Source organism: Pseudomonas sp. FW305-3-2-15-E-TSA4 (genome assembly GCF_058787295.1).
This window is the reverse complement of the sequence record NZ_JBYSZP010000001.1, coordinates 41,668-62,203: the sequence shown is the minus strand read 5'-3', so window position 1 is coordinate 62,203 and position 20,536 is coordinate 41,668. Positions and strand designations below refer to the sequence as shown.

Below are 20,536 nucleotides of genomic sequence, written 5' to 3'. Positions count from 1 at the left end.
CTGTGGGAGCGGGCTTGCTCGCGAAGGGGCCATCAAAGGTGCTACTTAAACCAGCGTCATCAACGCCTCACGGCTGAACGGCAGAATATCCTGCTCACGCCCTTCACGGACTTTCAGCGCCCAGTCCGGATCCACCAGCAGCGCACGGCCCACTGCCACCAGATCGAACTCGTCGTTGTTCAGACGCTCCAGCAGTTTCTCCAGGCTTGCCGGTTGCGCGACCTTGTCGGTGTTGACCATGAACTGCAGGAACTCGCCGTCCAGGCCGACGCTGCCTACGGTGATGGTCGGTTTGCCAGTCAGTTTGCGCGTCCAGCCGGCCAGGTTCAGCTCGGAACCGTCAAATTCAGGCTCCCAGAAACGCCGCGTCGAGCAGTGGAAAATGTCCACCCCGGCGTCGGCCAACGGCTTGAGGAATTCGCCCAGCGCCTCCGGGGTCTGCACCAGACGCGCGGTGTAATCCTGCTGCTTCCACTGCGAAAAACGGAAGATGATCGGGAAGCCTTCACCGACTGCCGCGCGCGCCGCTTGAATCAACTCGATGGCGAACCGCGAACGGTTGGCCAGGCTGCCGCCGTATTCGTCGGTACGCTGGTTGCTGCCTTCCCAGAAGAACTGGTCGATCAGATAGCCGTGGGCGCCGTGGATTTCCACGCCGTCCATGCCGATGCTTTGCGCATCCTTCGCCGCTTGGGCGAAAGCACCGATCACGTCCTGAATGTCCTGTTTGGTCATGCCGTGCACCACGACCTGGCCATCCTTGAGTTTTTCCGTCGGGCCGTAAGCCGGGACGCTGGCATCCGGCTCGGTGCCGATGCGACGCACGCTGCCGACGTGCCACAGTTGCGGAACAATCTTGCCGCCCTCGGCATGCACCGCGTCGACGACTTTTTTCCAGCCGGCCAGTGGCGCTTCGCCGAAGAACTGCGGCACATTCGGGTAACCGTTGGAAGCCTTGTGACCGACAGTGGTGCCTTCGGTGATGATCAGGCCAACACCGGCCGCAGCGCGGCGACGGTAGTACTCGATCACTTTGGAATTGGGTACGCCACCCGGGGAAAACGAGCGGGTCATCGGCGCCATCACCACGCGGGTCGGCAGTTCGAGGGCACCGAGGTGGAACGGTTTGAACAGGGCTTGCACCGGCATTGGAAGGCTCCACAGGGAATGACTTTATGACGGCGATAATATGAACAGTTAGCGCCTTTTAACAGCACTATTGATTTGAATGATTAAGGGTCAAAAGTCAGGCAAAAAAAATCGCAGCTCGATGGCTGCGATTTTTGTGTTTCAGCCCAGCGCTTTTTCAATCGCGTGGACAATGGTCGGATCATCCGGCGGCGTGCGCGGCGAGAATCGCGCCAATACCCGGCCATCCTTGCCGAGCAGGAATTTCTCGAAGTTCCAGGTGATATCCCCCGGAAACTCCGCACCCTCGCCCGCCAGCAAGCGGTACAGCTGATGACGATCATGGCCGTTGACTTCAAGCTTGCTCGACAACGGGAACGTCACGCCATAGTTCAGGCTGCAGAACTCCTGGATTTGCTGTTCGGTACCTGGCTCCTGACCGGCAAACTGATTGCACGGCAGGCCCAGCACACTGAAGCCCTTGCCCTTGAATTGCTGGTAGAGGTTTTCCAGCGCCGCGTACTGTGGGGTCAAGCCGCATTTGGAGGCGACGTTGACCACCAGCACGACTTGGCCTTTGAAAGGCGCCAGCGGTAGCTCCTGACCATCCAGGGCTGTCAACTTAAGGTCGTGAAAAGCACTCATGACGGACTCCAGATTCCCGTGTTCTACTCGAAACAGCCACTTGGCGAGAGCACCAAGGACAGCCGCGGACTAAAAAGGCGCCCGCAGGCGCCTCTCCAGTACTCGAAGCTTAGCGCAGAAAATCAGTGGTGATGGCCACCTTCGCCATGGACGTGGCCATGAGCGACTTCTTCCTGGCTGGCGTCACGGATAGCAACGACCTTCACTTTGAAGTTCAGGCGCTGACCGGCCAGTGGGTGGTTGCCGTCAACGGTGACGTCGTCGCCGTCCAGGTCACGGATGGTCACGATCTGCATCTGGCCGTCCGGCGCCGAAGCGTGGAACTGCATGCCGACTTCCAGCTCGTCAACGCCTTCGAACATGCTGCGGCTCAGGGTGCTGACCAGTTCGGCAGCATATTCGCCGTAAGCGTCTTCCGGCTCAACGGACACTTCCAGCTCGTCACCAACAGCTTTGCCTTCCAGAGCTTTTTCCAGGCCCGGGATGATGTTGCCTGCGCCTTGCAGGTAGACCAGCGGAGCGCCGCCGGCGGAGCTGTCGATGACCTCACCAGCGTCGTTGGTCAGGGTATAGTCGATGGAGACAGCCTTATTGGCGGCGATCAGCATGGGGCGAGACCTTTTGCAGAAGAATATAGAAAGGCCAAGTTTAGCGAAGCAATCGCGCGAAAGCGAACACAACCCGGACAAACGGGATTCGACAATCGCCGGCTTCCATCAGGATGAAGACGGTCACTGGGTGGCCGAGCTTTCCTGTGGCCACACCCAGCACCTGCGTCACCAGCCGCCGTGGCAATCGCGGCCATGGGTCCTGGACCCGGCGCAACGTATTGAAAAAATAGGCCAACCCTTTGCCTGCGGTTGGTGCGCACAAGGCTCGGTTAGCGATAACCTTGGCGACTGAATTGCGGTAGGCGGTCACGTATAGATCGCCACCATTGCCATGCACCTTTAGAGAATCCGCATGCAAACTTTTTTTATCGCACCCACCGATTTTGGCGTGGGTCTGACCTCCATCAGCCTCGGGCTGGTGCGTACCCTGGAGCGGGCCGGACTGAAAGTCGGTTTCTTCAAACCGATTGCCCAGCCGCATCCGGGCGACACTGGCCCGGAGCGTTCCACCGAACTGGTGGCGCGCACCCACGGCCTGAAACCGCCGCAGCCACTGGGCCTGGCCCATGTCGAGCGGATGCTCGGCGACGGTCAGCTCGATGAGTTGCTCGAAGAAATCATCGCCCTCTATCAGCAAGCTGCCATCGGCAAAGACGTGCTGGTAGTCGAAGGCATGGTGCCGACCCGTAGCGCCAGCTACGCGGCGCGGGTCAATTTGCACCTGGCGAAAAGCCTGGATGCCGAGGTGATTCTGGTCTCGGCCCCGGAAAACGAAGTGCTCGCCGAACTCTCCGGCCGCGTGGAATTGCAGGCGCAATTGTTCGGCGGCCCGAAAGATCCGAAAGTCCTCGGTGTGATCCTCAACAAGGTCAAGACCGACGAGAGCATGGATGCCTTCGCCACACGATTGAAGGAGCATTCGCCGTTGTTGCGCAGCGGTGATTTCCGCCTGCTCGGCTGCATTCCGTTTCAGCCCGAACTCAATGCACCGCGTACCCGCGACGTCGCCGACCTGATGGGCGCGCAGGTGCTGAACGCCGGCGATTACGAAACCCGGCGCATGACCAAAATCATCATCTGCGCACGGACCATGCGCAACACTGTGGAGCTGCTCAAGCCCGGCGTACTGGTGGTGACCCCGGGTGATCGCGACGACATCATCCTCGCGGTCAGCCTCGCGGCACTCAATGGCGTACCGCTGGCCGGGCTGTTGCTGACCAGCGACACCCTGCCCGATCCACGCATCATGGATTTGTGCCGAGGCGCGTTGCAGGCTGGCCTGCCGGTGTTGTCGGTGAGCACCGGCTCCTACGACACCGCCAACCTGCTCAATGGCCTGAACAAGGAAATCCCCATCGATGACCGCGAACGTGCGGAGATCATCACCGATTTCGTCGCCAGTCATCTCGACGCCAAATGGCTGCATCAGCGCTGTGGCACCCCGCGGGAAATGCGTCTGTCGCCAGCGGTATTCCGCTACCAACTGATTCAACGGGCGCAGTCGGCGAACAAACGCATCGTCCTGCCCGAAGGCAGCGAGCCGCTCACCGTGCAAGCGGCGGCGATCTGCCAGGAGCGCGGCATCGCCCGTTGCGTGCTGCTGGCCAAACCCGAAGACGTCGAAGCCGTGGCCCGTGCGCAAGGTATCGAGTTGCCGCCGGGGCTGGAGATTCTCGATCCGGACTTGATTCGCGAGCGCTACATCGAGCCGATGGTCGCCCTGCGCAAAAGCAAAAGTCTCAACGCGCCGATGGCCGAACAGCAACTGGAAGACACCGTGGTGATCGGCACCATGATGCTCGCGCTGGATGAGGTCGATGGCCTGGTCTCCGGTGTGATCAACACCACTGCCAACACCATTCGCCCGGCCTTGCAACTGATCAAGACCGCACCGGGCTGTACGCTGGTGTCGTCGGTGTTCTTCATGCTGTTCCCCGAAGAAGTGCTGGTCTATGGCGACTGCGTGATGAACCCGCACCCGAGCGCCGCCGAACTGGCGGAGATCGCCCTGCAAAGCGCTGATTCCGCAGCAGCATTCGGCATCACCCCGCGCGTGGCGATGATCAGTTACTCCAGCGGCGAATCCGCCAGCGGTGAAGAAGTCGAGAAAGTCCGCGAAGCCACCCTGCTCGCCCACGAGCAACAGCACTCGCTGCTGATCGACGGCCCGCTGCAATACGACGCCGCTGCCAACGCAGACGTCGCCCGGCAACTGGCGCCGAACAGCCAGGTGGCCGGTCGCGCCACGGTGTTCGTGTTCCCCGACCTGAATACCGGCAACACCACCCACAAAGCCGTGCAGCGCAGCGCCGACTGCGTCAGCCTCGGCCCGATGCTGCAAGGCCTGCGCAAACCGGTGAACGACCTGCCGCGCGGCGCGCAGGTCGACGACATCGTCTACACCATCGCCCTGACCGCGATTCAAGCCGCCAACCGACCTATGGATGTGTAAATGCTGGACTTCCTGCCCGCCCCGATTCGCGGCGTGATCGCCGCGCTGCTGTTGGCACTCAATACGATTCTGCTGTGCTCGTTCCTGTTCTGCGTCGCGCTGATCAAAGTGCTGCCCTTCGACCTCGCCCGCCGCGCCTCACTGTGGCTGATGAGCCACACCCACGAAGCCTGGATCAGCAACAACAAAGGCTGGATGAACCTGGTGCGCCGCACCCGCTGGCACATCAGCGGCCTGCAAGGTCTGGACTACCAACACTCGTATCTGATCACCAGCAACCACCAGAGCTGGGTGGATATTCTGGTGCTGCAATACGTGCTCAACCGCCGCATCCAGCCGCTGAAATTCTTCCTCAAGCAAGAGCTGATCTGGGTCCCGGTGATCGGTCTGGCGTGGTGGGCGCTGGGCTTCCCGTTCATGAAGCGCTACTCCAAGGCCTATCTGGAAAAACACCCGGAGAAGAAAGGCAAAGACCTGGAAACCACGCGCAAGACCTGCGCGAAATTCCGCAACAACCCGGTGGGGATTTTCAACTTCGTCGAAGGCACGCGCTTCACCGAAGGCAAACATGCGCAACAGCAGTCACCGTTCAAATACCTGCTCAAACCCAAGGCGGGTGGCATCGCCTTTGTGCTCGATGCGATGGGTGAGCAGTTGGAGTCGATCGTCAACGTGACCATTCACTATCCAGGAGGGCGTCCGGGTTTCTGGGATCTGCTGTGCGGCAACGTGCGCGACGTGGTGGTGCACTTTGAAGAACTGAAAATCCCGCCAGCCTTCATCGGCAAGAACTACGACCAGGACGGCGAATACCGCCTGCAATTCCAGGGCTGGATCAATCAGCTGTGGCAGGACAAGGATGCACTGCTGGAACAGATGCACCGCGAATTCGCAGACAAACGTTAATCCCCTGTAGGAGCGAGCCTGCTCGCGATAGCGGTGGAACAGCCACTCCCAATGTTGAATGACACACCGCTATCGCGAGCAGGCTCACTCCCACAGTTTGAACACGGTGTATTCAGGTAGAGATTAGTCGGCTGTCAGGCCGCCTTCGCTGGCAAGCCAGCTCCCACAGTTTGAACCCGGTGTATTCCGGTAGAGATTGGTCGGCTGTCAGGCCGCCATCGCTGGCAAGCCAGCTCCCACAGGAAAAACTAAAGCCAGGCGCACGCTTTTCACCACTCAAATGGCCGAGTGTCAGCTCGCCGAAAGCTCTTGATCTTGATCCACGGGCGACATCGGAAGGCTGAGCGTAGGGATTGATCCGGGGGTGGGAGCGCAGCGACCGTTTGGCGCAGCCAAACACAGCGAGAGGAGGTGCAGCGAAGCCAACCGGAGGCGCTGCGCCCGGATCAATCCCGCAGCGAAGGGACCCCGAGCCCCAGCGAGCGGGCCGAACGCAGGAGCAAGCGTTTTTGGTTACTTTTTAGGCGTTTGTAAAAAGTGACCCGCCGTAAGGGCGGAACCGCAATCAGCAACACCCGAAGAAACGGATATTCACACAACCCACCCAGAGCATGGCCAGCCCAAAGGCCGCCACCGCCGAAAACCAAATGCCCCCAATAAAAAACCCGCCGATGATCACTCATCCGCGGGCCTTTTATTTCCGACTAAAGCTTAAATCGCGCCACGCTTACGCAGCAGATCCAACACCTGCTTGACGCTCTCTTCCAACGACAGCGACTGCGTGTCGATCACCAGATCAGCATTCAGCGGCACGTCATACGGGAACGACTCACCCGGAATATTATCGCCACCCGCAGCATACAGCCCTTGCGGATCACGCTCGGCACACACCGCCGGCGAGGCCTGCACATAAACCGTCAGCAGACGCTCCTTGCCGATCAGATCCTTGGCCTGCTCACGACCTTCAGCACTCGGCGCAACAAACGCCGCCAGGGTCAACAGACCCGCCTCGTTGAACTGACGCGCCACATGCGCAGCACGCCGCCAGTTCTCGGTACGACCGGCACGATCCTGCGGCAGCCCTTTGTTCAGGTCGTGACGCAGATTCTGACCATCGAGCACAAACACCGCACGGCCCATGTCGAACAGCTTGCGCTCGACCGCGTAGGCCAGCGTGCTCTTGCCCGCGCCCGACAGGCCGCTGAACAGCACGGTCGCTGGCTGCTGGCCGAAACGCTGGGAACGTTCCTCAGTGGCAACGTGAGCCAGTTTGCCGTGGTGCGAGGCAGTCCCATGAGCCACTGGCTGAGCGACGATCATGCCGGCGCCGACGGTGCCGTTGGTCAAACGGTCGATGACGATGAACGCGCCGGTGGTGCGGTTGCTGTCGTAACCGTCGAGGGCGATCGGCGCGTCGAGCGCGATCTTCACCTTGCCGATTTCGTTGAGCTGCAACGCGCTCGCCGGGCCTTCTTCGAGGGTGTTCACGTCGACCTTGTTGACGATGCTGGCAATCGAGCCCGGCACGTAACTGGTGGCGCGCTTGATGTCGTATTTCTTGCCCGGCAGCATCGGCTCTTCAGCCATCCACACCAGCATCGCTTCGAAGCTGTCGGTGACCGGCGGCACGTTGTCGGCATGCACCAGCAGGTCGCCACGGGAGATGTCGATTTCGTCTTCCATGGTCAGCGTCACCGCTTGACCCGGGCCGGCCTGCTCCAGCTCACCTTCGAAGGTGACGATGGATTTGACGCGGCTGCTCTTGCCCGACGGCAGAACCACCACTTCGTCGCCCTTGTGCACGATGCCGCTGGCGAGGGTGCCAGCGAAACCGCGGAAGTTCAGGTTCGGACGGTTGACGTACTGCACCGGGAAACGCAAATCGGTGAAGTTGCGGTCACCCGCCACTTCCACGGTCTCGAGGATTTCCATCAGCGACTGGCCTTTGTACCAAGGCGAGCGCTCGGACTTGTTCACCACGTTGTCGCCCTTGAGGGCAGACATCGGCACGAAGTGCATGCTGGTCGGCTTCATCTTCAAGCCTTCGGCGAACTTCAGGTAGTCGGCCTTGATCGACTCGAACACGCCTTCATCGAAGTCTTTCAGGTCCATCTTGTTGATGGCGACGACGATGTGCTTGATGCCCAGCAACGAGGCAATGAAGCTGTGGCGACGGGTCTGGGTCTGCACGCCGTAACGGGCGTCGACCAGGATGATCGCCAGATCACAGGTGGAGGCACCGGTGGCCATGTTGCGGGTGTACTGCTCATGGCCAGGGGTGTCGGCGATGATGAATTTGCGTTTGGCGGTGGAGAAATAGCGGTAGGCGACATCGATGGTGATGCCCTGCTCACGCTCGGCCTGCAGGCCGTCGACCAGCAACGCCAGGTCGATGTCGTCACCGGTGGTGCCGACTTTCTTCGAATCACGGGTGATCGCTTCCAGGTGATCTTCGTAGATCATCTTGGAGTCGTGCAGCAGGCGCCCGATCAGGGTGCTCTTGCCGTCATCGACGTTACCGCAGGTCAAAAAGCGCAGCAGCTCTTTACGTTCGTGCTGGCCCAGGTAGGCGAGGATGTCCTCGCTGATCAAATCAGATGCGTGCGACATGACAACCCCTTAGAAATAACCCTGACGTTTCTTGTCTTCCATCGAGCCTGCGCCATCGTGGTCGATGACCCGGCCCTGGCGCTCGGAAGTTCGCGTCAGGAGCATTTCCTGAATGATGTCCGTGAGGGTTTCAGCCTCGGACTCCACCGCGCCCGTCAACGGGTAGCAGCCAAGGGTACGGAAACGCACTTTCTTTTTGACGATGCGTGCCTTGTCCTCGTCGGACAGGTGTTCGAGGATACGGTCGTCGTCGATCATGATCAGCGTGCCGTTCTTCTCGATCACTTCACGCTCGGCGGCGAAGTACAGCGGCACGATCGGGATGCCTTCGAGGTAGATGTACTGCCAGATGTCCAGCTCGGTCCAGTTCGACAACGGGAACACCCGAATGGATTCGCCCTTGTTGACCTTGCCGTTGTAGACGTTCCACAGCTCAGGGCGCTGGTTTTTCGGGTCCCAGCGGTGCTTGCTGTCGCGGAACGAGTACACGCGCTCTTTGGCGCGGGATTTCTCTTCATCGCGACGGGCACCGCCGAACGCGGCGTCGAAACCATGCTTGTCGAGCGCCTGCTTGAGGCCCTCGGTCTTCATGATGTCGGTGTGTTTGGCGCTGCCGTGGGTGAACGGGTTGATGTTCTGCGCCACGCCATCGGGGTTGATGTGGGTGATCAGGTCCAGGCCCAGCTCTTCGACCATCTTGTCGCGGAACTTGTACATCTCCTGGAATTTCCAGCGAGTGTCGACGTGCATCACCGGAAACGGCAGTTTGCCCGGGAAGAACGCCTTGCGTGCCAGATGCAGCATCACGGCGGAGTCTTTACCGATGGAGTACAGCATCACCGGGTTGTCGAACTCGGCGGCCACCTCGCGGATGATGTGGATGCTTTCCGCCTCCAGCTGTTTCAGATGCGTCAGTTTGTCGACCATGGCTACTCACGAAAGCTTTCTTATGAACGGCCAGCGGGCCGTGTTCGAGCGGGGAATCCTAGCACAGCGACCTCTTCTAATCAGGACGCCTACTAGATCGAAAGGGCATATGAATATGCCTGCCGGTTCGGCCGGGCAATGCTGTTCCTGTGGGAGCGGGCTTGCTCGCGAAAGCGGTATGCCAGACACCTTTGTATTGAAAGTCTGACGCCTTCGCGAGCAGGCTCGCTCCCACAGGTATTTGTGGTGGATTCAGATCGGGTTCGGGCAATCGATGAAGATGTGTTCGAGGGCGAAACGTTTTGCCAGGTAGTCACCCAGCGCCTGCACGCCATAGCGCTCGGTGGCGTGGTGACCGGCGGCGATGAAGCTGATGTCGTTTTCCCGCGCGCTGTGGAAGGTCTGCTCGGAGGCTTCACCACTGAGGAACAGATCGACACCCGCCGCCACGCCCTGATCGATATAACCCTGCCCGCCGCCAGTGCACCAGCCGACCCGACGAATCATCCCACTGCCCTCGACCAGCAGCGGCTCGCGGCCCATGACGTCTTTAACCTTGCGGGCGAAATCACGCGCAGTCATCGGCTCATTCAACGACCCGAGCAGTCCGACGATTTTGAGGTTGTCCGGATCCAGTGGCCCTTCGACGGTAATGTCCAGCTGACGCGCCAGTTGCACGTTGTTGCCGACTTCCGGGTGCAGATCCAGCGGCAGGTGATAGGCGAGCAGACTGATGTCGTGCTTGAGCAGCGTCTTCAGGCGCCGCTGCTTCATGCCGGTGATGCACGGGTTCTCGCCTTTCCAGAAATAGCCGTGATGCACCAGTATCAGGTCGGCCTCGGCCTCCACCGCCGCGTCGAGCAGCGCCTGACTGGCGGTGACGCCACTGACGATGCGCATCACTTGCGGTCGGCCTTCGACCTGCAGGCCGTTGGGGCAATAATCGGCGATTTTCGCACTGCCGAGGTAACGGTCGGCTTCTTCGACGAGGGTGCTGAGGGCGACGGCCATGAAAGACTCCTGAAAATCCCGTTCAGAGGCGCGCGCGGCCTCGTATAATGCGCGACATTATGGGCGGTCTGACCCCGCCTGCAACTTTTCCAGGACGTGCTTAATGCTCAAGGCGCTGCGTTTTTTCGGCTGGCCGCTGTTGGCCGGTGTGCTTATCGCTCTGTTGATTATTCAGCGTTACCCGCAGTGGGTCGGGCTGCCGAGCCTCGATGTCAACCTGCAACAGGCCCCGCAAACCACCAGCGTGCAGCAGGGGCCGGTGTCATATGCCGACGCGGTGACCATCGCCGCACCGTCGGTGGTCAACCTTTACACCACCAAGGTCATCAACAAACCGGCGCACCCGCTGTTTGAAGACCCGCAGTTCCGGCGCTTCTTCGGTGACAACTCGCCGAAGCAGAAACGCATGGAATCGAGCCTCGGTTCCGGGGTGATCATGAGCCCGGAAGGCTACATTCTGACCAACAACCACGTGACCACCGGCGCCGACCAGATCGTGGTGGCACTCAAGGACGGTCGCGAAACCCTCGCCCGCGTCATCGGCAGCGACCCGGAAACCGACCTCGCGGTGCTGAAGATCGACCTGAAAAACCTGCCGGCGATCACCGTCGGCCGCTCCGACAGCATCCGCATCGGCGATGTCGCGCTGGCAATCGGCAACCCGTTCGGCGTCGGCCAGACCGTGACCATGGGCATCATCAGCGCCACCGGGCGTAACCAGTTGGGCCTGAACAACTACGAAGACTTCATCCAGACCGACGCGGCGATCAACCCGGGCAACTCCGGCGGCGCGCTGGTCGATGCCAACGGCAACCTCACCGGCATCAATACGGCGATCTTTTCCAAGTCCGGCGGCTCGCAGGGCATCGGTTTTGCAATCCCGGTGAAACTGGCGATGGAAGTAATGAAATCGATCATCGAGCACGGTCAGGTGATTCGTGGCTGGCTCGGTATTGAAGTGCAGCCGCTGACCCAGGAACTGGCCGAGTCGTTTGGCCTGTCCGGGCGTCCGGGGATTGTCGTGGCGGGGATCTTCCGCGATGGCCCGGCACAGAAGGCCGGCCTGCAACTGGGTGACGTGATTCTGAGTATCGACGGCGAACCGGCCGGTGATGGCCGCAAGTCCATGAACCAGGTGGCGCGGATCAAGCCGACTGACAAAGTGACCATTCAGGTCATGCGCAACGGCAAAGAACTGAAGCTCACCGCTGAAATCGGCCTGCGTCCGCCGCCTGCACCGGTGAAAGAAGAAGAGTAAAACTTTATTCGCGCCGAGTGCGCGAATGAAAGACACTCTCAACAGGCATGTTATATTGTTTCAATTTAACGATTGGAACAACATAACATGTCGTCTCGAAAAAAGGCTTCGCTGCTTGGCCTGACCCTGGGCCTGCTGGGCGATCCGGTATTCGCCGAAGATCCGCAACCCCTCGAACTCGACGCCATCAGCGTCACTTCCGATTACGAGTCCGCCAGCGGGCCGGTCAGCGGCTACCGCGCGACGCGCTCCGCCAGCGCAACCAAAACCGACACCGCCATCCGCGACATTCCCCAAACGATCAGCGTAGTGCCGGCCAGCGTGCTCAAGGATCTGGGCAGCCACAATGTCGAACGCGCACTGGATTTTGCCGGCGGCGTGTCGAAGCAGAACAATTTTGGCGGCCTGACGCTGTACGAATACAGCGTGCGCGGCTTCACCACCTCGGAGTTCTACAAGGACGGTTTCAGCGCCAATCGCGGCTATCCGAGCACGCCGGACGCCGCCAACGTGGAGCGCATCGAAGTCCTCAAAGGCCCGGCCGCGAGCCTGTATGGCCGAGGCGATCCGGGCGGCACGGTGAACATCGTCACCAAAAAACCGCAGCCCGAAGCGTTCACCACCCTGCAGACCAGCGCTGGCAGCTGGGATCGTTATCGCACGGCACTGGACATCAATACGCCGCTCGACGAGCAGGGGGACGTGCTCTCGCGGATCAACCTCGCGGTCGAAGACAACCACAGCTTCCGTGATCACGTCGACAGCCAGCGGGTCTTCGTCGCACCTTCGATCAGTTGGCAACTGAGCCCGGACACTTCGTTGTTGGTGGAAAGCGAAATCGTCCGGCACAACTCCACGTTCGACCGAGGAATCGTCGCGCCGAACAACAAATGGAGCGGCGTTTCGCGCTCGACCTTCCTCGGTGAACCGAACGACGGCAACATCGACAACCACAACAACCTGCTCCAGGCCACCCTCGAACATCACCTCAACGACAGCTGGAAACTGCGTCTGGCCAGCCACTACAAGGAAGGCAAACTGTGGGGCGACGCGTCTGAAAGTCGTGCGCTGAACGCCGATGGTCACACGGTCAACCGACGCTCCCGCGAACGGGACACTAACTGGCACGACAGCATCACCCAATTGGAGCTGCGCGGTCTGTTCGACCTCGGCCCATGGCAGCACGAACTGCTGATCGGCACCGAATACGAGAACTTCCGCAAGAACGAACGCGTCACTACCATCGCTGGCGGTCCCTACGCCATCGACATCTACAAGCCGATCTACGGCCAACCGAAACCCAACGGCCCACGCTCGGGTACTGACTTCTTCGAACACGTCGAAAGCCACGCACTGAACCTGCAGGATCAAATCATCTTCACCGACAAACTGCGCGGGATGATCGGCGCACGCTTCGAACACTTTGATCAACGCATCGACGATCACACCCGCGATGCCAAAAGCCAGCAGACTCACGACGCCCTCACCCAACGCGCCGGCCTGCTCTATCAGTTGACGCCGAACACCGGCCTGTTCGCCAACACCTCGACCTCGTTCAAACCGAATAACGGCCTCGACGCCTCCGGCAAATCCTTCGATCCCGAAGAGGGCATCGGTTACGAAATCGGCATCAAGAACGAACTGTTCGACGAGCGTCTGAGCAGCACCCTCGCCTTCTTCCACATCGACAAGGAGAACGTCCTCGCCCTCGACCCGAGCACCGACACCAGCCGCGCGATGGGCAAGGCGCGCAGCCAGGGTTTCGATCTGCAAGTGTCCGGACAAGTCACCGATGCCGTGCGGGTGATGGGTGCCTTCGCTTACATCGACGCTGAAGTGACCAAGGGCGACGTGGCAATCCCGACCGGCAGCCGCATCCTCGGCGTGGCCAAGCGCAGTGGCAGCCTGCTCGGTGTGTACGAATTTCAGGACGGCCATTTGCGCGGCTCGGACGTCGGCGCGGCGTTCACCTATGTCGGCGATCGCTCCGGTGAAGCCGGCGGTGATTTTGAAATGCCGGCCTATCACACCGTCGATCTGCTGGCCCATTACAAGGCCAGCGACAACGTCACGGTTGGCCTGAACCTGAACAATCTCTTCGACGAAAAATATTACGAGCGCTCCTACAGCAATTATTGGGTCAACCCCGGCGAGCCGCGCAATTTCACCGTCAGCCTGACACTCAATCTGTAAAAGGACGTCACTATGCAATGCCGCAAAACCCTGCTGATCATCGCCGCCCTGTTCGCCACTCAGGCCTCGGCCCACGGCCTGTGGACCGAACAACGGCGCGGCAACATCGAAGTGATCTACGGCCACGGCGCCGAGGACAATGCCTTCAAGGCGCAGAAAATCAGCGGCGCCTGGGCCTATGACACAAGCGGCAAAATGATCCCGGTGAGTGTCGAACGCCTGTCCGATCACGCGCGCCTGAAGCCGCTAAAAACACCGGCGGTCATGGCCGTCGCACTGAACAACGGCATGTGGTCGCAAACCGCCGACAGAAAATGGATCAACGAAGGCCGCAGCAAAGTGCCGGGTGCTGTCGAAGCCACCGAGACGCTCAAGTACAGCCTGGCGATTTATCAACCGGGAGCAAAGTTGCCCAGGCTTGAGCAGATCAAGTTGCTGATTTTGCCGGAGGTCGACCCGCTGACCGTCGGCCCGGGCAAATCACTGCCGGTACGGGTGCTGCTCGATGGCAAACCGGCAGCGGGCGTGAAGCTGATTGGCGACTATCGCAATGCACCGAACACCCTGAGCACTGAAACGGACAAGGACGGTCGTGCGCAAGTGCTGGTGCGTAATGAAGGGTTGAATGTGATTGCGGCGCAGGTGGAAGTGCCGGTGAAGGACAGCGCGGATGTGAACAGTCGCGGGCTGTTCAGTTCGCTGACGTTCCTTGGCGAACCGCATCACGAGTAAAAGCGCACCCTCACCCCAGCCCTCTCCCTGAGGGAGAGGGAGCAGACCGCGCTGTCTTGCGAAGTACATCGACCTGAAAATCCGAGTCGATTATGGATTCAGTACAGCACTCTCACGTCGGCGAAACTCTGCAATATCCCCCAATCAGTCCCCTCTCCCTCTGGGAGAGGGCTAGGGTGAGGGGCTTTGGCTTTTAGAGGTTGCCGAGACCGTCGATCAGCGCCTGATTCTGCTCCGGCGTACCGATCGAAATCCGCAGGAACTGGGCAATCCGCTCCTGCTTGAAGTGACGCACGATCACACCCTGCTCGCGCAGTTTGGCTGCCAGCCCTGCTGCATCGTGTTGCGGGTGACGGGCGAAGATGAAGTTCGCCGCCGAAGGCAGCACTTCAAAGCCCTTGGCCTGCAATTGCGCGATGACCCACTCACGACTCTCGATGACCAGACGGCAGGTCCTGTCGAAGTACTCGCGATCCTCGAACGCTGCCGCCGCACCGACAATCGCCAGGCGATCCAGCGGATAGGAGTTGAAGCTGTTCTTGATCCGCTCCAGCGCTTCGATCAGATCCGGATGACCCACCGCCAGACCAACGCGCAGGCCGGCCAGCGAGCGCGACTTGGACAGGGTCTGGGTTACCAGCAGATTCGGATAACGATCCACCAGACTGATCGCGGTTTCGCCACCGAAGTCGATGTACGCCTCATCCACGACCACTACCGAATCCGGGCTGGCCTTGAGGATCTGCTCGACCGCCTCCAGCGCCAACAGGCAACCGGTCGGTGCGTTCGGATTGGGGAAAATGATCCCGCCGTTCGGTTTGGCGTAGTCCGCCGAGTTGATCTGGAACTGCGCGTCCAGCGGCACGGCATCGAACTGGATGCCGTACAGACCGCAATACACCGGATAGAAGCTGTAGCTGATATCGGGGAACAGCAGCGGCTGCTCGTGTTGCAACAGACCGTGGAAGATGTGCGCCAGCACTTCGTCCGAACCGTTGCCGAGGAACACCTGATTGCTCTGCACGCCGTAGTAGTCGGCGACGGCATTTTTCAGCAGATCGCTGTTCGGATCCGGGTACAGGCGCAGGTTGTCGTTGAGTTCGGTCTGCATCGCCGCCAGGGCTTTTGGCGACGGGCCGTAGGGGTTTTCGTTGGTGTTGAGCTTGACCAGTTTGGTCAGCTTTGGCTGTTCGCCCGGCACATACGGCACCAGATCCTTGACGAACGGGCTCCAGAATTTACTCATGATCAGTTCCCCTTCTGCTCAGCTTTGATGCGGTATTCGGCGCTGCGTGCGTGCGCACTCAGGGATTCGCCACGGGCCAGCACCGAAGCGGTCTTGCCCAGCTCGGAAGCACCGGCCTCGGAGCAGAAGATGATCGACGAACGTTTCTGGAAGTCGTACACACCCAGCGGCGAGGAGAACCGCGCGGTGCCGGAGGTCGGCAACACGTGATTCGGGCCAGCGCAGTAGTCGCCCAGCGCCTCGGAGGTGTGACGGCCCATGAAGATCGCGCCGGCGTGACGGATCTGCGGCAACCACGCTTGTGGATCAGCGACCGACAGCTCCAAGTGTTCCGGGGCGATACGGTTGGCGACTTCGATGGCTTGCGCCATGTCGCGCACATGAATCAGTGCACCGCGACCATTGATCGAGGTTTCGATGATGGTTGCGCGGTCCATGGTCGGCAGCAGTTTGTCGATGCTGGCGGCGACCTTGTCGAGGAACTCGGCGTCCGGGCTGACCAGAATTGCCTGCGCGTCTTCGTCGTGCTCGGCCTGGGAGAACAGGTCCATGGCGATCCAGTCCGGATCGGTCTGGCCGTCACACACCACAAGGATTTCCGACGGGCCGGCGATCATGTCGATGCCGACCTGACCGAACACGTGGCGTTTGGCGGTCGCGACATAGATGTTGCCCGGGCCGACGACCTTGTCCACCTGTGGCACGCTTTCGGTGCCGTAAGCCAGCGCGGCAACCGCTTGTGCGCCGCCGATGGTGAACACCCGGTCAACGCCGGCAATGCACGCCGCCGCCAGCACCAGTTCATTGAGCTCACCGCGCGGGGTCGGCACGACCATGACCACTTCGGTCACGCCGGCGACCTTGGCCGGAATCGCGTTCATCAACACCGAAGACGGGTACGACGCCTTGCCGCCCGGTACGTACAGGCCGGCGCGATCCAGCGGCGTGACCTTCTGCCCGAGTACGGTGCCGTCGGCCTCGGTGTAGCTCCAGGAGTCCTGTTTCTGTTTTTCGTGATAGCTGCGCACCCGTGCCGCGGCTTTTTCCAGCGCTTCGCGCTGTGCCACGGTGATGCGGGTCAGGGCCAGTTCCAGACGCTCGCGCGGCAGGATCAGGTCGGCCATCGACGCCACTTCGAGGCCGTCGAACTTCTGGGTGAATTCGACCAGCGCCGCGTCACCGCGCTCGCGCACCGCCTTGATGATGTCCAGCACGCGCTGATTGACCGAGTCGTCAGACACACTTTCCCAGCTCAGCAGATGATCCAGATGATGCGCGAAATCCGGGTCAGCAGCGTTGAGTCGGCGAATTGCAGTCGGTGCGGTCATAGCGAGAGCCTCATAGGAATGGCAAAAACTCAGGCGCCCGAAACTATCATTCGATCCGCTTGGGCACCTGAGAATTCTGGCTATGAGGCGGATAGACGGCGCGACCAGGGGTCGCGCAGGTACATCAGCCGCGGTGTCGCGATTCCACTGCGTTGCGCAGGGTATCGATCAACGCCTGGATTCGGGCGTGTTGCATCTTCATCGAAGCCTTGTTGACCACCAGGCGCGAGCTGATCATGGCGATCAGTTCCTGAGGTTCCAGGCCATTGGCGCGCAGGGTGTTGCCGGTGTCGACCACGTCGATGATCTTGTCGGCCAGACCGATCAGCGGTGCCAGCTCCATCGAGCCGTAGAGCTTGATGATGTCGACCTGACGACCCTGTTCGGCGTAGTAACGCTTGGCGACATTGACGAACTTGGTCGCCACGCGCAGACGGCCCTTGGGTTCCGGCGCACCGATCTTGCCGGCGGTCATCAGCTTGCACTGGGCAATCTGCAGATCCAGCGGCTCGTACAGGCCCTGGCCGGTGTATTCCATCAACACGTCTTTACCGGCGACGCCAAGGTCGGCCGCGCCATGCTCGACGTAGGTCGGCACGTCGGTGGCACGCACGATCAACAGACGTACGTCATCCTGAGTGGTGGGGATGATCAGCTTGCGGCTCTTGTCCGGATTCTCGGTCGGCACGATGCCCGCTTCAGCGAGAAGCGGCAGAGTGTCGTCAAGGATGCGGCCCTTGGACAGTGCGATGGTCAACATGGGAAACGTCAGTCCTTATCAAGGTACTCATGCCCGGTCGCAATCGGCGCCGGACACACATCGAGCCGGATACCGGCTCGACTCGAAACAAATTCAGTGGACACGTCCCTGTGTCCGCATGCAGCAATCAGCCCGGAACGCGACGGATCTTGGCGCCCAGCATCTGCAGTTTTTCTTCGATGCACTCGTAACCACGGTCTATGTGGTAGATGCGGTCGATCAGGGTGTCGCCTTCGGCCACCAGTGCCGAGATCACCAGGCTGGCCGAAGCACGCAGGTCGGTGGCCATCACTGGCGCGCCCTTCAGGACTTCAGTACCGGTGACGATCGCGGTGTTGCCTTCGACCTGGATCCTGGCGCCCATGCGGTGCAGTTCGTAAACGTGCATGAAACGGTTTTCGAAGATCGTCTCGATCACTGCACCGGTGCCTTCGGCAATGGCGTTGAGCGAGATGAACTGCGCCTGCATGTCGGTCGGGAACGCCGGGTACGGCGCGGTACGCACGTTGACCGCTTTCGGGCGCTTGCCGTGCATGTTCAGCTCGATCCAGTCTTCACCGCAGGTGATTTCCGCACCGGACTCACGGAGCTTTTCCAGGACCGCTTCAAGAATGGTCGGATCAGTGTCCTTGACCTTCACGCGGCCACCGGTGACCGCAGCGGCCACCAGGTAGGTGCCGGTTTCGATACGGTCAGGCATGACTTTGTAGAAGCACGAACCCAGACGCTCGACGCCATCGATGGTGATGGTGTCGGTACCGGCGCCAGATACCTTGGCGCCCATGGCGTTGAGGAAGTTCGCCAGGTCAACCACTTCAGGCTCGCGCGCAGCGTTCTGCAGGACGCTGCGGCCCTTGGCCAGGGCAGCTGCCATCATGATGTTTTCGGTACCGGTCACGCTGACGGTATCAAAGAAGAAGTGCGCACCGCGCAGACCGCCTTCAGGCGCCTTGGCCTTGATGTAGCCGCCTTCAACATCGATCACCGCGCCCATGGCTTCGAGGCCACGAATGTGCAGGTCGACCGGACGCGAACCGATGGCGCAACCGCCAGGCAGGGCGACTTCGGCTTCACCGAAACGCGCAACCATCGGGCCCAGTACCAGAATCGAGGCACGCATGGTTTTCACCAGTTCGTACGGCGCGATCAGGGTCTTGATGGTGCGCGGGTCGATTTCGACGCTGAGCTTCTCGTCGATCACCGGCTCGATGCCCATGCGACCGAATAGCTCGATCATGGTGGTGATGTCGTGCAGGTGCGGCAGGTTGCCAACGGTCACCGGGCCATCGCACAGCAGGGTGGCAGCCAGAATCGGCAGGGCGGAGTTCTTCGCCCCGGAGATACGGATTTCGCCATCAAGACGAACGCCACCGGTAATAATCAATTTATCCATAAGAATCTCGACGCCCTAGGGCTCAGGTGCGCTCGGCCCAGGCCGCGCTGCTGAAAAATTTCATAGTGACCGCGTGGATGCTGCCATCGGCGATCCAAGGGTTCAAATGGGCATAGATGCTTTGCTGACGCTTGACCGGGCTCAACGCCGCCAGTTCATCACTAATCACGTTCAGCTGGAAGTTGCAGCCTTCGCCTTCAACTTCCACCTGCGTTCCTGGCAGCTTTCCTTCAAGGAAGCTCTTCACTTCTACGGCCTGCATGCTCAACCTCAATCGGCGCCCTGTGCGCACGGGTCGGACATCATACAAAAAAGCCCCGCGCCTGCGAACCCCGCATTGGCAGGACTCTGACGGGGGGCTTGTTTATCGATGCGGGTTCAGGGGTGCGCGAGCAACTCGGTCAGTTCACTGACCTGAGCGATTTCGCGCATGTCTTCCGGCATCGCACGGATGCTGACGGCCTTGCCGGCCGCCTGGGCATCGCGCATGAAGCACAGCAGCAAGGACAAGCCGACGCTGCTGGACTTCTTCACTGCCGAGCAATCGATGACCAGCGATGCCGCCTTGCTGGCCTTGATCAGCGCCTGGCCTTCCTTGCGCAGGTCGGGACCTGTGCGATAGTCCAGCACTCCGCTGAGCAATAGCTCGTCGACATCACTCATACGAACTGCCGCCTCATTCATTGCGCTGGCTTCTCGGCAGCTTTCTCGGTGGTTTCCTTGGCCTTGGCCACTTCGCCAGCCCAATTGTTGATGGTCTTGTCCAGATCGTTGCCATTGCGCTGCATCGCGTCGGCGAACTGATCACGGAACAGCTTGCCGATGTTGATGCCGTTGATGATCACATTGCGCAGTTTCCACTCGCCATTGATCTTCTCCAGCGTGTACTGCACAGGGTAGATCGCGCCGTTGTTGCCCTTGACGGTCATGCCGACGCTGGTGCGATCGCCGGACTCATCCTTGGCCGGATCAACCGTGATGCCCTGGTTGTTGTATTCGAGCAAGGCATTGCCATAGAACTGGAACAGACCGCGCTTGAAGTTCTCCTGGAAGGTCTGCATCTGCGCGGGCGTGGCCTTGCGCGAATACTTGACCGTCATGATGCTCTTGGAAATGCCTTCGGCATCCACCACAGGTCCGACGATGGTGTTCAGCGCCGTGTAGAAGTCCTGCGGATCCTTCTTGTACTTCTCTTTATTGGCCGACAGGTCGGCCAGCATCCGGTTCGTGGTGTCCTGAATCAGGTCGTGCGCCGACTGTCCGGGCGCAGCGCTAGCCAGCATCGGCAGTGCCGCAAGCAACACCAACAGGCCACGTCGCAAGGTAGAGATCATTC

General features: G+C 60.4%; 19 protein-coding genes. 6 read left to right on the top strand and 13 right to left on the bottom strand.

Translation table 11 applies throughout. The features are described 5' to 3' along the window. Positions 1-45: 45 nt before the first annotated feature. From AC3WMV_RS00305 to AC3WMV_RS00295, 3 genes are all read right to left on the bottom strand, one after another. Positions 46-1,149, bottom strand: a complete 1,104-nt coding sequence (locus AC3WMV_RS00305) for an NADH:flavin oxidoreductase (protein ID WP_103369131.1) — start codon at positions 1,147-1,149, stop codon at positions 46-48. A gap of 141 nt (positions 1,150-1,290) precedes the next feature. Next, positions 1,291-1,773 (bottom strand): glutathione peroxidase, encoded by a 483-nt coding sequence (locus tag AC3WMV_RS00300; RefSeq protein ID WP_027610864.1) that lies wholly within the window; start codon positions 1,771-1,773, stop codon positions 1,291-1,293. Positions 1,774-1,895: 122 nt separating this feature from the next. Further along, positions 1,896-2,381 (bottom strand): FKBP-type peptidyl-prolyl cis-trans isomerase, encoded by a 486-nt coding sequence (locus AC3WMV_RS00295; RefSeq protein WP_007968032.1) that lies wholly within the window; start codon positions 2,379-2,381, stop codon positions 1,896-1,898. Between AC3WMV_RS00295 and AC3WMV_RS00290 the strand changes: the two genes are divergently transcribed. From AC3WMV_RS00290 to yihG, 3 genes are read left to right on the top strand one after another with little or no spacing between them, the layout of a single operon-like run. Further along, entirely contained in the window at positions 2,350-2,676 is a 327-nt protein-coding gene (locus tag AC3WMV_RS00290) for a DUF3565 domain-containing protein (protein WP_027611099.1), read from the top strand. The genes AC3WMV_RS00295 and AC3WMV_RS00290 overlap by 32 nt on opposite strands. Positions 2,677-2,736: 60 nt before the next feature. Beyond that, entirely contained in the window at positions 2,737-4,836 is a 2,100-nt protein-coding gene (pta, locus tag AC3WMV_RS00285; RefSeq protein ID WP_027610863.1) for a phosphate acetyltransferase, read from the top strand. After that, positions 4,837-5,742 (top strand): 1-acylglycerol-3-phosphate O-acyltransferase, YihG family, encoded by a 906-nt coding sequence (gene yihG / locus AC3WMV_RS00280; RefSeq protein WP_027610862.1) that lies wholly within the window; start codon positions 4,837-4,839, stop codon positions 5,740-5,742. 711 nt (positions 5,743-6,453) lie between these two features. On the opposite strand, the gene cysN is transcribed toward yihG, so the two are convergent. From cysN to AC3WMV_RS00265, 3 genes are all read right to left on the bottom strand, one after another. Then, positions 6,454-8,352 carry a sulfate adenylyltransferase subunit CysN gene (cysN, locus tag AC3WMV_RS00275; RefSeq protein WP_027610861.1) on the bottom strand — a complete coding sequence of 633 codons (1,899 nt, stop codon included), beginning with the start codon at positions 8,350-8,352 and terminating at the stop codon, positions 6,454-6,456. Between the two features lie 9 nt (positions 8,353-8,361). After that, complete coding sequence (cysD, locus tag AC3WMV_RS00270) at positions 8,362-9,279, bottom strand: sulfate adenylyltransferase subunit CysD (protein ID WP_003221715.1); 918 nt, start codon at positions 9,277-9,279, stop codon at positions 8,362-8,364. A 252-nt stretch (positions 9,280-9,531) separates the two neighbouring features. After that, positions 9,532-10,290, bottom strand: coding sequence for a Nif3-like dinuclear metal center hexameric protein (locus AC3WMV_RS00265; protein WP_103369132.1), 759 nt, complete (start codon positions 10,288-10,290; stop codon positions 9,532-9,534). A 103-nt stretch (positions 10,291-10,393) separates the two neighbouring features. Between AC3WMV_RS00265 and algW the strand changes: the two genes are divergently transcribed. The 3 genes from algW to AC3WMV_RS00250 all read left to right on the top strand — a co-directional run bounded on the left by algW (position 10,394) and on the right by AC3WMV_RS00250 (position 14,473). Further along, on the top strand, positions 10,394-11,548 hold the full coding sequence (gene algW, locus AC3WMV_RS00260) for a Do family serine endopeptidase AlgW (RefSeq protein ID WP_096795365.1): 1,155 nt from the start codon (positions 10,394-10,396) through the stop codon (positions 11,546-11,548). A gap of 87 nt (positions 11,549-11,635) precedes the next feature. Continuing rightward, a complete protein-coding gene (locus AC3WMV_RS00255; protein WP_103369133.1) occupies positions 11,636-13,741 on the top strand; it encodes a TonB-dependent siderophore receptor in 2,106 nt (701 codons plus the stop codon). Between the two features lie 12 nt (positions 13,742-13,753). After that, the gene (locus AC3WMV_RS00250; RefSeq protein ID WP_103369134.1) at positions 13,754-14,473 is read left to right on the top strand and encodes a DUF4198 domain-containing protein; all 720 of its coding nucleotides are present in this window, start codon (positions 13,754-13,756) and stop codon (positions 14,471-14,473) included. Positions 14,474-14,666: 193 nt separating this feature from the next. Here AC3WMV_RS00250 and hisC read toward each other — a convergent pair whose 3' ends face one another. The 7 genes from hisC to AC3WMV_RS00215 form a co-directional block, all read right to left on the bottom strand. Continuing rightward, the gene (gene hisC / locus AC3WMV_RS00245) at positions 14,667-15,719 is read right to left on the bottom strand and encodes a histidinol-phosphate transaminase (protein ID WP_103369135.1); all 1,053 of its coding nucleotides are present in this window, start codon (positions 15,717-15,719) and stop codon (positions 14,667-14,669) included. Between the two features lie 2 nt (positions 15,720-15,721). Next, the gene (hisD, locus tag AC3WMV_RS00240) at positions 15,722-17,047 is read right to left on the bottom strand and encodes a histidinol dehydrogenase (protein WP_027610855.1); all 1,326 of its coding nucleotides are present in this window, start codon (positions 17,045-17,047) and stop codon (positions 15,722-15,724) included. 124 nt (positions 17,048-17,171) lie between these two features. After that, on the bottom strand, positions 17,172-17,807 hold the full coding sequence (gene hisG / locus AC3WMV_RS00235; RefSeq protein WP_103369136.1) for an ATP phosphoribosyltransferase: 636 nt from the start codon (positions 17,805-17,807) through the stop codon (positions 17,172-17,174). A gap of 127 nt (positions 17,808-17,934) precedes the next feature. Then, entirely contained in the window at positions 17,935-19,200 is a 1,266-nt protein-coding gene (murA, locus tag AC3WMV_RS00230; protein ID WP_027610854.1) for a UDP-N-acetylglucosamine 1-carboxyvinyltransferase, read from the bottom strand. Between the two features lie 22 nt (positions 19,201-19,222). Beyond that, the gene (locus tag AC3WMV_RS00225; protein ID WP_007953556.1) at positions 19,223-19,462 is read right to left on the bottom strand and encodes a BolA family protein; all 240 of its coding nucleotides are present in this window, start codon (positions 19,460-19,462) and stop codon (positions 19,223-19,225) included. Positions 19,463-19,578: 116 nt separating this feature from the next. After that, a complete protein-coding gene (locus AC3WMV_RS00220) occupies positions 19,579-19,884 on the bottom strand; it encodes an STAS domain-containing protein (RefSeq protein ID WP_096795360.1) in 306 nt (101 codons plus the stop codon). Then, positions 19,881-20,534 (bottom strand): MlaC/ttg2D family ABC transporter substrate-binding protein, encoded by a 654-nt coding sequence (locus tag AC3WMV_RS00215; protein WP_027610852.1) that lies wholly within the window; start codon positions 20,532-20,534, stop codon positions 19,881-19,883. The genes AC3WMV_RS00220 and AC3WMV_RS00215 overlap by 4 nt, the downstream gene beginning before the upstream one ends. Positions 20,535-20,536 lie beyond the last annotated feature (2 nt).

Excerpts from the sequence above, each read along its gene's own strand:
- AC3WMV_RS00305 (WP_103369131.1), bottom strand. The coding sequence starts at position 1,149 with ATGCCGGTGCAAGCCCTGTTCAAACCGTTCCACCTCGGTGCCCTCGAA.
- AC3WMV_RS00300 (WP_027610864.1), bottom strand. The coding sequence starts at position 1,773 with ATGAGTGCTTTTCACGACCTTAAGTTGACAGCCCTGGATGGTCAGGAG.
- AC3WMV_RS00290 (WP_027611099.1), top strand. The coding sequence starts at position 2,350 with ATGGAGACAGCCTTATTGGCGGCGATCAGCATGGGGCGAGACCTTTTG.
- AC3WMV_RS00295 (WP_007968032.1), bottom strand. The coding sequence starts at position 2,381 with ATGCTGATCGCCGCCAATAAGGCTGTCTCCATCGACTATACCCTGACC.
- pta (WP_027610863.1), top strand. The coding sequence starts at position 2,737 with ATGCAAACTTTTTTTATCGCACCCACCGATTTTGGCGTGGGTCTGACC.
- yihG (WP_027610862.1), top strand. The coding sequence starts at position 4,837 with ATGCTGGACTTCCTGCCCGCCCCGATTCGCGGCGTGATCGCCGCGCTG.
- cysN (WP_027610861.1), bottom strand. The coding sequence starts at position 8,352 with ATGTCGCACGCATCTGATTTGATCAGCGAGGACATCCTCGCCTACCTG.
- cysD (WP_003221715.1), bottom strand. The coding sequence starts at position 9,279 with ATGGTCGACAAACTGACGCATCTGAAACAGCTGGAGGCGGAAAGCATC.
- AC3WMV_RS00265 (WP_103369132.1), bottom strand. The coding sequence starts at position 10,290 with ATGGCCGTCGCCCTCAGCACCCTCGTCGAAGAAGCCGACCGTTACCTC.
- algW (WP_096795365.1), top strand. The coding sequence starts at position 10,394 with ATGCTCAAGGCGCTGCGTTTTTTCGGCTGGCCGCTGTTGGCCGGTGTG.
- AC3WMV_RS00255 (WP_103369133.1), top strand. The coding sequence starts at position 11,636 with ATGTCGTCTCGAAAAAAGGCTTCGCTGCTTGGCCTGACCCTGGGCCTG.
- AC3WMV_RS00250 (WP_103369134.1), top strand. The coding sequence starts at position 13,754 with ATGCAATGCCGCAAAACCCTGCTGATCATCGCCGCCCTGTTCGCCACT.
- hisC (WP_103369135.1), bottom strand. The coding sequence starts at position 15,719 with ATGAGTAAATTCTGGAGCCCGTTCGTCAAGGATCTGGTGCCGTATGTG.
- hisD (WP_027610855.1), bottom strand. The coding sequence starts at position 17,047 with ATGACCGCACCGACTGCAATTCGCCGACTCAACGCTGCTGACCCGGAT.
- hisG (WP_103369136.1), bottom strand. The coding sequence starts at position 17,807 with ATGTTGACCATCGCACTGTCCAAGGGCCGCATCCTTGACGACACTCTG.
- murA (WP_027610854.1), bottom strand. The coding sequence starts at position 19,200 with ATGGATAAATTGATTATTACCGGTGGCGTTCGTCTTGATGGCGAAATC.
- AC3WMV_RS00225 (WP_007953556.1), bottom strand. The coding sequence starts at position 19,462 with ATGCAGGCCGTAGAAGTGAAGAGCTTCCTTGAAGGAAAGCTGCCAGGA.
- AC3WMV_RS00220 (WP_096795360.1), bottom strand. The coding sequence starts at position 19,884 with ATGAATGAGGCGGCAGTTCGTATGAGTGATGTCGACGAGCTATTGCTC.
- AC3WMV_RS00215 (WP_027610852.1), bottom strand. The coding sequence starts at position 20,534 with ATGATCTCTACCTTGCGACGTGGCCTGTTGGTGTTGCTTGCGGCACTG.